The sequence below is a fragment of the Alistipes sp. genome (assembly GCF_048465635.1).
Taxonomy (GTDB): Bacteria; Bacteroidota; Bacteroidia; order Bacteroidales; family Rikenellaceae; genus Alistipes.
Map to the genome: position 1 here is coordinate 1 of NZ_DBFWLF010000020.1, position 12,474 is coordinate 12,474.

The 12,474-nt window shown below is 67.8% G+C and carries 10 protein-coding genes and 1 pseudogene; 9 read left to right on the plus strand and 2 right to left on the minus strand.

Annotation, left to right across the window (positions count from 1 at the left end; genetic code table 11):
• From ACMO9O_RS08105 to ACMO9O_RS08145, 9 genes and pseudogenes are all read left to right on the plus strand, one after another.
• Nucleotides 1-267: pseudogene (locus ACMO9O_RS08105) on the plus strand (LPS export ABC transporter ATP-binding protein); the annotation flags it as partial.
• A 180-nt stretch (nucleotides 268-447) separates the two neighbouring features.
• On the plus strand, nucleotides 448-1,695 hold the full coding sequence (gene aroA, locus ACMO9O_RS08110) for a 3-phosphoshikimate 1-carboxyvinyltransferase (RefSeq protein WP_418983362.1): 1,248 nt from the start codon (nucleotides 448-450) through the stop codon (nucleotides 1,693-1,695).
• A 3-nt stretch (nucleotides 1,696-1,698) separates the two neighbouring features.
• Nucleotides 1,699-2,673: a chorismate synthase gene (locus ACMO9O_RS08115; RefSeq protein ID WP_418983363.1), complete on the plus strand. Its 975-nt coding sequence runs from the start codon at nucleotides 1,699-1,701 to the stop codon at nucleotides 2,671-2,673.
• Entirely contained in the window at nucleotides 2,673-3,512 is an 840-nt protein-coding gene (gene prmC, locus ACMO9O_RS08120) for a peptide chain release factor N(5)-glutamine methyltransferase (RefSeq protein WP_418983364.1), read from the plus strand. The genes ACMO9O_RS08115 and prmC overlap by 1 nt, the downstream gene beginning before the upstream one ends.
• Before the next feature lie 197 nt (nucleotides 3,513-3,709).
• Nucleotides 3,710-4,162 carry a regulatory protein RecX gene (locus ACMO9O_RS08125; RefSeq protein WP_418983365.1) on the plus strand — a complete coding sequence of 151 codons (453 nt, stop codon included), beginning with the start codon at nucleotides 3,710-3,712 and terminating at the stop codon, nucleotides 4,160-4,162.
• Complete coding sequence (locus ACMO9O_RS08130; RefSeq protein WP_418983366.1) at nucleotides 4,144-5,874, plus strand: M23 family metallopeptidase; 1,731 nt, start codon at nucleotides 4,144-4,146, stop codon at nucleotides 5,872-5,874. The genes ACMO9O_RS08125 and ACMO9O_RS08130 overlap by 19 nt, the downstream gene beginning before the upstream one ends.
• A 68-nt stretch (nucleotides 5,875-5,942) precedes the next feature.
• Nucleotides 5,943-6,335 (plus strand): response regulator, encoded by a 393-nt coding sequence (locus ACMO9O_RS08135; protein WP_418983367.1) that lies wholly within the window; start codon nucleotides 5,943-5,945, stop codon nucleotides 6,333-6,335.
• A 92-nt stretch (nucleotides 6,336-6,427) separates the two neighbouring features.
• Nucleotides 6,428-8,503: a sensor histidine kinase gene (locus ACMO9O_RS08140; RefSeq protein ID WP_418983368.1), complete on the plus strand. Its 2,076-nt coding sequence runs from the start codon at nucleotides 6,428-6,430 to the stop codon at nucleotides 8,501-8,503.
• Nucleotides 8,500-9,819, plus strand: a complete 1,320-nt coding sequence (locus ACMO9O_RS08145; RefSeq protein WP_418983369.1) for an ATP-binding protein — start codon at nucleotides 8,500-8,502, stop codon at nucleotides 9,817-9,819. Before ACMO9O_RS08140 ends, ACMO9O_RS08145 begins: the two co-directional genes overlap by 4 nt.
• Nucleotides 9,820-9,821: 2 nt before the next feature.
• Here ACMO9O_RS08145 and ACMO9O_RS08150 read toward each other — a convergent pair whose 3' ends face one another.
• Together ACMO9O_RS08150 and ACMO9O_RS08155 are read right to left on the minus strand one after the other, a co-directional pair.
• Nucleotides 9,822-11,543 carry a hypothetical protein gene (locus tag ACMO9O_RS08150; RefSeq protein ID WP_418983370.1) on the minus strand — a complete coding sequence of 574 codons (1,722 nt, stop codon included), beginning with the start codon at nucleotides 11,541-11,543 and terminating at the stop codon, nucleotides 9,822-9,824.
• Nucleotides 11,540-12,466, minus strand: coding sequence for a hypothetical protein (locus tag ACMO9O_RS08155; protein ID WP_418983371.1), 927 nt, complete (start codon nucleotides 12,464-12,466; stop codon nucleotides 11,540-11,542). The genes ACMO9O_RS08150 and ACMO9O_RS08155 overlap by 4 nt, the downstream gene beginning before the upstream one ends.
• Between the last annotated feature and the right edge of the window lie 8 nt (nucleotides 12,467-12,474).

Sequence of the window (12,474 nt, forward strand, 5' to 3'; positions counted from 1 at the left end):
GTGGAGGACATCCAGTCGATCGTCGCCACGCTCAAGCACAAGAATATCGGCGTGATCATCACCGACCACAACGTCGACGAGACGCTGGCCATCACCGACCGCACCTACCTGCTCTACGAGGGTAAAATCCTCAAGACCGGTACGGCCGAAGAGCTGGCCGCCGACCCGATGGTGCGCAAGGTCTACCTGGGCCAGCACTTCGAGCTGAAGAAGAGTCACCAGCTCACGCAGGAGATGAAAAACCGCAAGACGCCGGAAACCCCCTGAACCGACACCCACGGCAGCCGTTGCCGACCGACGCGGGAGAAGTTCTCCGTCGCGCGGGGCATCGCATGAAACGATTTGCGCGGGAAGCGGCAGGATGCCGCAGCCCCGCCCCACCCCGAAAATCCCCGCCCGAAGCGGGGATCGCCCTTGAAAGGAAACGAATGGAAAGCGACATAAAGCATGGATAGAACGGTTTCACCCGGCCGCGTCCGGGGCGCGCTGACGCCGCCCTGTTCGAAGAGTTACGCCCAGCGCGCGCTGGCCGCCGCCCTGCTGGCGGAGGGGGTCTCCGTGCTGCGCAACGTGGAGTTCTGCGACGACACGCGCTCGGCGCTGCGCTGCATCGAAACGCTCGGGGCCCACGTCACGCGCATGGGCGACGCGACGCTCTCGATCGAGGGCGGACTGCGGCCCGCGGGCCGCGTGCTGCACGTGGGCGAATCGGGCCTCTCGACGCGCCTGTTCACCCCCGTCGCCGCGCTCCACTCCGCCCCGATGCGCATCGAGGGCGAGGGTTCGCTGCTCGGCCGCCCGATGGGCATGATGGCCGAACCGCTGCGGCAGCTGGGCGCCCGCGTGGAGGACAACGACGGATTTCTCCCCATCGAGGTGTGCGGCCCGCTGCGGGGCGGCGAGGCGCGGATCGACGGATCGCTCTCCTCGCAGTTCATCACCGGGCTGCTGCTCGCGCTGCCGCGGGCGGCCGCGGATTCGACGCTCCATGTCGACCGCGCCGTCTCTACACCTTATTTAGATATGACCCTCGACACGGCCGCGCGCTTCGGCGTGGAGATCTTCCAGCGCGACTACGCCGAGTTCTACATCCCCGGACGGCAGCACTACCGCCCCGCCTTTTTCGACATCGAGGGCGACTGGAGCGCCGCCGCCATGCTGCTGGTGGCCGGAGCCACGGCGGGCGAGGTGACCGTGCGCAACGTCGGCATGCTCTCGCGGCAGGCCGACACGGCCATCTGCACGGCCCTCGTGCGCGCCGGAGCGGCCGTGACGAGCGACGAACGGCAGGTGACCGCCGCGGCGCGCCCCCTGCGGGCTTTCGAGTTCGACGCCACCCACTGCCCGGACCTCTTCCCTGCGCTGGCGGCGCTGGCCGCCGCGGCCGAGGGCGAGAGCATCCTGCGCGGCACGTCGCGGCTCACGCACAAGGAGTGCGACCGCGCCGAGGCCATCCGCGAGGAGTACGGCCGCCTGGGCATCGAGGTCGACACGCCCGAGCAGGACGTGATGCGCATCCGCGGCGGGAAGATCCGCGGCGGGCGGGTTTCGAGCCACGGCGACCACCGCATGGCCATGTCGCTGGCCGTGGCCGCGCTGCGCAGCGAGAGCGACGTGGTGATCGAGGACGCCGCGTGCGTGGCCAAGAGCTACCCGGCGTTCTTCGAAGAGCTGGAAAAGATCAAAATCAGATAACGCATGAACCAATTCGGAAACATCTTCCGGCTCTCCATCTGGGGAGAGTCGCACGGGCCGCAGATCGGCATCGTGCTGGACGGCGTACCGGCGGGCATTCCGCTCACCGAACAGGATTTCGAGCACGACCTCGCACGCCGACGCAGCGGTGCGCCGGGGACCACCCCGCGCCACGAGCCCGACCGGCCGCAGCTCATGTCGGGCGTATACAACGGCACGACCACGGGCGCCCCGATCGCCATCGAGTTCGTCAATACCGACGTTCATTCGCAGGATTACGCCACCGTCACGCGCCACTACCGTCCCTCCCACTCGGACATGGTGGCCTACCACCGCTTCACGGGCTTCAACGACCCGCGCGGCGGGGGCCACTTCTCGGCCCGGCTGACCGTGGCCCTGACCGCCGCGGGCGTCGTGGCGAAGAAGATGCTGCCCTCGGGCGTGAGCTTTTCGACCCGTCTTGCGGAGATCGGCGGCTGCACGGACCCCGCGCGCTTCGAAGAGGTGCTCCGCCAGGCCGCTGCCGAGGAGGATTCGGTGGGCGGCGTGGTCGAGTGCCGCGCACAGGGAGTTCCCGCCGGACTGGGACAGCCCTTCTTCGACTCGGCCGAGAGCATGATCGCCCACCTCCTGTTCGCCATCCCGGCCGTCAAGGGGGTCGAGTTCGGCAGCGGCTTCGCAGGTTCGCGCCTGCGCGGCTCGCAGAACAACGACTGCATCCTCGACTTCAAGGGGACCACGCGCACGAACAACGCCGGCGGCATCAACGGCGGCCTGACCAACGGCAACGAACTCGTCGTCCGCGCCGCCGTGAAACCCACGGCCAGCATCGGACGTCCGCAGCAGACCTACAACCTGGCCACGGACCGCGTCGAACCGCTGCGCATCAAGGGCCGCCACGACGTCTGCGTGGCCCTGCGCGGTGCGGTGGTGGTCGAAGCGGCCGTCGCCATCGCGCTGGCCAACTTCATCCGCTGATGGCCGCGCGCAGCGAAATACTCCGCCGCATCGCCCGGCCCCTCGTGCCGCTCTACGGCGAGCGGGAGGCCCGCAGCATCGCGCTGCTGGCCGCTTCGGAGCTGTCGGGACTTCCGGCGGCGGCCTTCCTCACCGATCCGCGTGCGGAGCTGGAGATTGCGGCGCTGGACGAGGCGGTCGCCCAGCTGGCCGCAGGACGGCCCGTGCAGTACGTCACGGGCATCGCGGAGTTCCTCGGGCGGCGCTTCGCCGTCCGCGAGGGGGTGCTGATCCCGCGTCCCGAGACCGAGGAGCTGGCTGCCTGGGTCGTGCGTGACGAGCGGGCGGGCGGCGCGCTGCTCGACGTGGGTACGGGCAGCGGCTGCATCGCCGCCACGCTGGCGCTCGAACTGCCCGCCGCGGTGGCCGCCGCCGAACTGTCCGACGCCGCGCTGGCGGTCGCCGCCGAAAATTTCCGCGCGCTCGGCGCCGACGTCGACCTGCGCCGGGCCGATGCCCTGCACGATCTGGCGGAGGTCTTTCCGGGACCGTTCGACGCCATCGTCTCCAACCCGCCCTACGTGCCCCGGCGCGACCTTGCTACGATGCACCCCAACGTGCGTGACCACGAGCCGCACGAGGCGCTGCTGGTCCCCGACGACGATCCGCTGCGCTTCTACCGCGCCATCGCCCGCGCCGGACGGCTAATGCTCCGGCCCGGAGGACGGCTCTATTTCGAAATCTATCACCTCCACGCCGACGCAATGGGCGAAATGCTCCGGGCGGAGGGTTACACCGCCCCGGAGGTGCGCGAAGACCTCTTCGGCAAACCCCGCATGCTATGCAGTCGCCTGAAGTAAAACAGCCGGCCGCCCCCGAAAAACGGGAAAGCGGACCGGATCAGCGAACGGACAGCCCCACCGGCCAACGGACCAATGCTCCCCGGGGCTGCCGATCGGACGGCCCGGCAGCCAAGCGCACCAATGCCCCCGAGGGCTATCGATCCGGTCCGGCCGGCAAACGGTCCAAGACGCCAGACCAGGCCCTTGCGGCGCTGATGCGGCTCTGCGCCCGGGCCGAACGGTCGGCGGGCGACGCGCGGCGGCTGATGCGCGGCTGGGGCCTCGCGCAAAGCGATGCGGAGGCGGTGCTGGCGCGGCTGGTCGGCGACCGCTTTATCGACGACCGGCGCTATGCCGAGGCTTTCGTGCGCGAAAAGCTGCGGCTGAGCGGCTGGGGCGCTTACAAAATCCGCGCGGCGCTCGCCCGCAAGGGGATCGCCCCGGCCACGATCGACGAAGCGCTCGCGCAGGCCGAGGGTCCCGAGATGGCCCAACGGCTGCGGCAGGCGCTCGAACGCAAGGCGCGCACGGTGCGTTACGCCACCCCCTACGAATTGAAAACCAAACTGATCCGTTACGGGCTTTCGCTCGGATACGACTATGCGTCGGTGCTGGAGACGGCCTCGGCGCTGAACCCCGACACCGATTCATGCGACGACTTCTTCTGACATTCGGCCTCTCGCTGGCCGTTACAGGCTTCTCCCTTGCACAACAACCCGACACGCTCGGTTACGCCTACCCCGTGGTGGGCGTTTCGGGACTCTGCTCGGCCAACTTCGGCGAGATGCGCCCGGGCCACTTCCACGGCGGCGTCGACATCAAGACCGACGGCGCGGAGGGCAAGCCGCTCGTCGCGGTGGCCGACGGGTACATCTCGCGCATCGCCGTCTCGGCCTACGGCTACGGCCGCGCCCTCTACCTCACCCTCTCCGACGGCACGACGGCCGTCTACGGTCACCTGCAACGCTACCGCAGCGATCTGGAGGAGGAAGTCCGCACGGAGCGCTACCGGCTCCGCTCGAACGCGCTCGACCTTTCGTTCGGTCCCGAACGCTGGCCCGTACGGCGGGGCGAGGTGATCGGCTTCTCGGGCAACAGCGGCGCGTCGATGGGTCCGCACCTCCACTTCGAACTGCGCGAGGCGGGCACGGGACGGCTGCGCAACGTGGTCCGCGAGGGCATCATCCGCCCCAAGGACGACCTGCCGCCCCGCATCGTAAGGCTCCACTACGTCGAGGTCGACACCGTGCAGGGGGTCTGTCTGCGCTCCGCTCCGGAGAGCTACGCCGTGGTCCGCACGGCGGAGGGGCACTACCGCCTCACGCGCGAAGAGCCGCTGCCCGTAGGCCGCAGGGGGTACTTCGTGGCCGAGGTCACCGACCGCCGCAACGACGTGCACAACACGTTCGGCGTCTGGCGCGTGCGGGTTTCGCTCGACGGCGAACCGCGCTTCGAATACCGCATGGACGGCTTCACGCACGCGCTTTCGCGCTGCTGCGACGCCGTGAGCTGTTACCCGCTGCAACTCGCCTCGCGCAACGAGGCGATCCGTCTGGCGCAGTTGGCCGGAGCGCCCGACGCATTCTACCCCCTGATGCGCGAGCGGGGCCTAATCCGCACCGAAGCGGGCGAGCGGCGGCGCATCCGCATCGAGGCCGAAGACGACAGCGGAAACCTTTCGGCGCTGGAGTTCGACATCGCAGGCCGCGAGGGAGCGTTCCGCGCCCAAGCCGACACCACAGCCGTCGTGCTGCGCCCCGACCGCGAGAGCGACGTGGCGCTGGGCTGCCTCGTGACGGCCCATATTCCTGCCGGAGCGCTCTACGAATCCCTCTTCTGCCGCCCGGAGAGCATTCCCGCGCCCCGGGCCGACTCGGGGCTGGTCGTCCTCTCGCCCGCCGTGCGCATCCTCGATGCAACGACGCCCCTGCGCACCCCGGCCACCGTCTCCGTCCGCGCGGACGTGCCCCGCGACCTGCGGCTGCGCGCCGCCCTCGCGTCGTGGAACCCCGCCAAAGGACTGCGCTACGTCGGCGGCTCTTTCGACGGCGAGGCCGTGACGGCCCGTACCCGCACCACGGGGTGGCTCGTGGCGGTGGCCGACACCCTGCCGCCCGTGATCCGGCCCCGCTTCGCGGAAGGGGCCGACCTCACGCGAGCCGCCGAACTGCGCTTCCGCGTGGCGGACAATTTCGCGGGAATCGTCGCCTGGACGCTTCATATCGACGGGCGCTGGGTCCCCTGCGACCGCTACCCCATGCAGAGCACGCTCTCTCACCGCTTCGACACGCCGCCCGCCCGCAGCCGCCATACTGCCACGCTCACGGCCACCGACGCCGCGGGCAACACGGCCCGCTGGCAGGGAACTTTTTATCGCTGAGCGAACCCGCTTATTGCGAAAAAATGGTTATATTTGTCGGAAACTTACCCTCAGAGAACGCACACGCAATGACCGATAGCACCTCCATGCCCCACAAACCGCTGATTCTCATAGCAGAAGATGTCGAAAGCAACTACAAGCTGCTGGAGATCATCCTCAAGAAGGAGTACGACCTGCTTTGGGCCAAGAACGGCCGCGAAGCCGTCGATTACGCTTTCTCGGCGCATCCGGACGCCGTGCTGATGGATATCAAAATGCCCGTGATGGACGGAATCGAAGCGTTGAAGGAGATTCGCCGGCACAACGCCACGCTGCCCGTGATCATGCAGACGGCCTACGCCTTCGACACCGACCGCCGCATCGCCGAGGAGGCGGGCTGCAACGGGTTCATCACCAAACCCGTCATGCCCCGCGAGCTGAAGATGTATCTGGATCAGTACCTTCACCGGGACAATGCGTAAACCTAAGGCAGGGACAATCTAAGAACGGACCGGAATATTGTCCGGTCCGTTTTTTTCATTAATTTAGCGCCACGAACCCCGTAACCGATCCGATGCGACTCCGACCGACACTCCTCGCACTGCTGCTCCTGACGGCCTTCGCCGCGCAGGCCGCGCGTCCGTCGAGCGACAGTCTGCAGCGGGTGCTCGCCCGGACGGCCGATCCCGCGGAGCGCCTCCGCCTGCTGCTCGATCTGAAGGATTTGAACGAGGACACGGGTCTCAACCTCCCCTACTCGATCCGCCTGTTCCGCAAGGCCGCCGACGCGGGCGACACCTACGCCATGTCGGTGGCCGTCGTTCCGGTCATCAGCCGCTATGCGGCCTATGCCGAGAAGGAGGATTCGGTGCGCTACTACGTCCGCACGCTGCACCGCCTCACGCCCGGGACGCCCGAGGAGGGGATGGCCGATTACGCGGAGATGAACATCGCCTATCAGCGTCTGAGCAGCGAAACCAACCGGGAGCGCGCCCTGCAGCAGGCTGACGACGCGCTGCGCTGGTGCGACAGCCTCGACGCGCTGCCGCCCGACATCTACCGGCAAACGAAGTCGTTGCTGGTCCGGGGCTACGCCCGACTGCTGATCGACTACTTCCGCCTCCGCGCCGAAAGGATCTACCAGCGGCAGATCCCCATCTGGGAGCAGGCCTACGACCTGACGCGGCAGATGCCGCAGCTTTTCGTGCGCCGACTCTATGCCGAGCTGGTCTACTACCTGCTCAGCGGCGGTTACAACCAGGCGCGGGACTACGACAAACAGGCCGCCCTCACCGACGAACACATCGCCCTGCTGGACGCCTACTATGCCCGGGAGCGCCAATCGGGACGACGACCCTACCTCTATGCGGACAACAGCTACGTGAGACCCTACCAGCAACTGCTGCTCTGCGCGATGAACATCGGCCGCAGGGATCTGGTACAGAAGCATTTCGACGACTTCCGCAACCGCATGCTCGCGGCCCGGGACGAGGACCTGGTGCGCAACAAGACCTACCTCTACGAGCTGGGATACCTCTGGCACGGGATGATCGACGACTACGACCGCGCGCTGAAATACAACGATTCGCTGGTGCGGCTGATCGAGAGCGGGCAGGGGTATTTCCGCACCAACCCCCACAAGATCCAAAAGGTCTACCGCGACCGCAGCCGCCTGCTCTACCGCTCGGGCGACTACCCCGCCGCCGCGGAGAGCTACCGGCGCACCAGCCGCGTCCAGGACTCGATCCTCGGGGCCGAGCGCGCCGAACGACTGGAAACCATCCGTCAGCGGCAGGAGCTGGACCGCCGGCTCCTCTCCGACACGCAGGAGGTGATCCGCAACCGCACCACGGCCATCGTCGCCTTCACGGCACTGGGCCTCCTGCTGCTCGCCACCGCGGGCTACCTCTACCGTACGCTGCGCAACAGCCGCAAACTCCAGCTCCGCATTCAGCGCATGAGCCGCAAGGCACAGGAGAGCGAACACATGAAGTCGACCTTCCTGGACACGATCTGCCGCGGGGTCGAACCGCCGCTCGAAGCGCTCGACCGCAAGACCCGGCAGCTGATGGTGGCCGGCATCGGCGCTCCGGAGTGCGGCGCGCTGCTGGAGGAGATTCATACCAGCACGCGCGTCCTGCTCTCGACGCTCGACAACCTGCTCGAGGCGGCCAATCTGGACAGCCTGACCGAAGAGCTGGTGCTCGAACGCACCGACATCGACGAGGTGTGCCGCGCCGAGGTGCTCGCCGCCTCGCGCATGCGGCCCAACCCGGCCGTCGAATACCGGATCGAAGCGCCCGGAAGCGAGTGCATCGTCCGCACGCACGCCAAATACTTCTCGTTCGTGGTCCGCGCCCTGCTGGACAACGCCGGCAAGTACACCCGGCAGGGCGCGGTCGTGCTGCGTTACGAACTGCTCGCCGACACGGGCGAACTCCGCGTCATGGTTTCCGACACGGGGCCGGGCGTTCCGCCCGAGCAGCGCGAGCGGATATTCCGGCCGTTCGACGAGAACCCGAACGCCTCCTACGGGCTGAGCCTGGCGCTCTGCCGCCTGATCGCCGACCACCTCTCAGGCTCGATCCGTCTCGACGAAAGCTACGCGCCGGGCGCCCGTTTCATCTTCACCGTCCCCGCCCGCCCATGATCCTCCGCACCCATACCCCGCTCCCCGCCGCGCTGCTTCTGCTCGCGCTCCTCGCCTTCGCACGCACGGAGGCGCAGCCGCTGCGTCCCGAAGGCGACAACGAGTTCGGCGGCACGCCGGGCATGCACCTCTTCCTGCCGAGCAACTTCATCCCCACCCTGCACGAAAACCGCCTCTTTCTGGCCCGGGCGCGCAACTACCGCGACGCATACCGCCGCTCGCTCGAGAGCGGGCGTTACGCCGAAGCGCTGGCCGCCTGCGACTCCGTCATCCGCCTGATCGAAAGCGCCCCCGAGCGCGACGTGCGCATCTGGCGCTGCTACAAGGACCGGGCGGAGCTGCTGCACCTGCTGCACCGGGAGGCGGAGGCGTGCACGGCTTACGAAAGGGCCATCAAGGTGAGCGATTCGCTGCGTCTGCTTTCGCAGAACGGCGCGGTGCGCGAGATGCAGGCCTCCTACGAACTCGACCGCCTGGCGCTGGACGAGGCGCTGCTGAAAGCCCGTCAGCACAAGACTACCCTGATCGCCCTGTCGCTGCTCCTGGCAGCGGCCATCCTGGGCGTGGTATTCATCGAAACGGCGAAACGCCGCACCCGGCGGCTTCAGCGGAAGCTCCTGCAAGAGGTGCAGCGGGTCCGCGAAAGCGAGCAGAAGAAGACCGCCTTCATCAATTCGATCTGCCACGAGGTCCGCACGCCGCTCAACTGCGTGGCGGGGTTCTCCGAACTGCTGTGCGGCGACGACGTGACGCGCGAAACGCACGGCGAGTATTGCGGGATCATCCGCGAAAACCGCCGGCAGCTGCGCTACATCTTCGACGACATGCTCGAAACGGCCCATCTGGAGAACCTCACGCAGCCGCTGCCCGGGCACTACATGGACCTCTGCGCCTTCTGCCGCACGCTGGTGCGCGGAATGAAGGTACGCAGCCCCAAGGCGGGGCTGCGCTACAAGGAGATTATCCCCGCAGAGGAGATCGGACTGGTCGTCAGCGAAAAATACCTGGGGATGCTCCTTGCGAAGCTGCTGGACAACGCCTGCAAGTTCACCGAGAAGGGCTGGGTGGAGATCGCGTGCGGCCGCGCCGGCGACGAGCGGGTCTTCATCGCGGTGACCGACACGGGCTGCGGCATTCCGCCCGCGGAGCACGAGCGCGTTTTCGAGCGGTTCACCAAACTCGACACGTTTCGCCCCGGCAACGGGCTGGGGCTATACCTCTGCCGGCTGATCGCCCGCCACCTGGGCGGCGATGTGCGGATCGACGCCTCCTGGACGGGCGGCACGCGCATGGTGGTCACCCTGCCGCGCAAATAGCATCAACTTTCGACCTTGACCCGGGTCCGCTTCGGCGCCGCCCGCTTTTCGGATGCTGCGGTCCGCTTCGGGGACGGATTCTCTTCCGGCACGGCGGTTCTGCGTTTCGGCGCCGAACCCTTTTCCGGCGCGGCCGCTCCCCCTTTCGGGGCGCTCTTTGCGTGAGGCGCTGCGGGTTTCCGGGTTCGGGACGCCCGCTTTTGGGCCGGGACCGTTTCCTGCGCGGCATCTCCCGGCGGGACCCTCTTCGCCGACGGTTCTTCCGCCGCACGGTCGGTGAGCGAAGCGACCTTGCGCCAGCCGCTCTTCAGGTTCTTCTCCAGCGCACGCCGGAGCAGGGAACGGATCTGGTCGGCGCTGTCCGACACGTCCACATCCCGCTGGAACGGCTCCATCCGCTGCGGCGAGTAGTTCATCACGTAGAGCACGTAGGCCGGGAAGTCGCCCGACTGCTCCTTGTTCGTCTTCCAGACCATGTATTTCTGCACCATCGTCTTCTCGCCGACCGTCTTGAGATAGACTTCGCGGAAGAGCAGGCGGCTCTTCGCCAGCGGGGCGGGCGGCGGCGCTTCGACGATGCGCTCCGACGCCTCCTGCAGGGCGAAGCGTTCGATCTGCTCGAGCCGCACGTCCCCCGCGTCGGCTCTCTTGTCGGTGCGGATGCGCACGAAGACCGGGGCGATGAACTTGGCCCCGGCGACCGTTCCGGCGATGCGGTAGACTCCGTTCACGATCTCCAGCAGGGGGTTCATCTTCGGACCCGCCTCGGTCTCGTACAACAGGTCGCCCACCGTTACCTCGACCACCGCCTCGGGGCGCACCATGCGGAAGGCGACCAGATTGGCGTCGGTTTCGACGAAATCGGAGGGGATGACCTGCTGCGAGAGACGGTCGAAGAGCAGTTCGCGCACCTCCTCGATGAGTCCGCTGCCCACGCGCCCCATCACCTGATAGCGCCCCGGCGCAGGCATCAGCGCCAGCAGCAGCGAGCGCACCTGCCCCCGCTCGGTCCCGATCCCCTCCGAGAACCCGATGACCACGGCGTCGATCGAGTGGCGCGGCTTGATCTTGAAGACGAACGGGAGGTCGCTGCGCACGACCAGCCCCTCGGAGCGTTCGCGCACGACCCATTTCTCATAAAGTTCCGCCACCTGCTCCGCCGTGGTGACCACCTCCATGTCCACCACGCGGACCCGCTCGCCCGCGCGCAGCACTTCGTGCAGCCGCTTCCACGTCTCCGTGTAGTTCGCCCGCCACGGCTTGCCGTTCCACGATACGATGTCGTAAACCGCCAGCCGCAGATCGCCGATCCGCTTGGGGTCGGCCAGCGCCGCCAAGAGGTCGTTCACCCGGCCGCGGCGGTTGCCCCTGTCGACGTAGATCTCCGCCCCGAGCATCGCTTCGCCCACCCCCGCGGCCTCCAACAGCCGCCCGGCCTCCGCGATGCAAGGGATGCCGCGCCGGACACGGCCCGAGCGGTTGATCGTCACGGTCTGCGACCCGTCGTGCACGATCATGGCGTACTCGCCGTCGTACTTGCGGGTCACATAAAAGCGGTCGCCCGTCAGCCGGCGCCCGATCTGGCGCTGGTCGATGGGGATGAACCGCTTGAGAAACTGATTTTTATAGGTAAGCGCCCGTTCGGAGGTCTGCGCGTCGACCGCCTCGGCGCGCCCCTCCTCGTAACCGTGCAGAGGCCGTAGCTTATCGTCGTAAACCGTCATTCCACCTCCGGACGGCCGAGGCTGGAGATCGTGACGTCCCCGCCGCCGTCGTTCGAACCGTCCCACGTCGGATCGACCTCGACCGAGAACTCGATCCCGCTCTCGCGGAAGCGGACCGCCAGTTCGCGGAGCTGATTACGCTCGACGGTCAGCGTGTCGGTCACCACCCGGTCGTAGAGGGGCGTCGCGCCCCCAGCGTCGAAGAGCCTGAGCCGCCATGCGGTTTTCCGGCCCGGCAGCGTCGGGAAGGTTCCGACCACGAACGCCCCCTTGCTGCGCGCCAGCTCCGCCGCATCGACGCGCCGCGTGACGGTGCACTCCGTGTCCGGCTCCCCGGCGAGCGGCATGCGCCGCCCCACGTTGTCCAGCGAGACCTCCACCGAGGCGACCTCGGCGGGCAGGTTCTCGAAGCGGAAGCGCGTCACGCCGTGTACGCGCTGCAGGACGGTCTCGAACTCGTTGCGGCAGGGGCACGTCACCTCGAAGGTGACATCGCCGCGGAAGTAATCGTCGTCTGCGGCGCCCCGGTAGACGAAGTAGAGCCGCTCCGGGGCCGCGGTCGACCCGCTCATCCCCTCCGGCGCAGCGTTGGCCGCCACGGCGAACCGGTACGTGCCGAAAGGAAGCGTCTCGCGGCGGAAGAGGTAAGCGTCGCGTCCGGCAGGCTGCAAATCGGCAATCGATCCCTGTTCGATCAGCCGTCCGTCGGCATAGAGCAGGTAGTCGAGCGCCTGAACGCGCTGCGCGAAGTCCTCCTCCAGCTCCTCGGGCGCGTAGGGCGGCCGGGCGCGGAACTTCTCGACCCGCAGCGTGACCGCCAGCGCGCCCCCGTCCGTCGGACAGGGATCGAGATCGTCATCGATGCACGACACGGCGCAGAGCAGGCAGCCGAGCACAAGCGGCGTATGGAAAAATCGTTTCATGGCTTCGT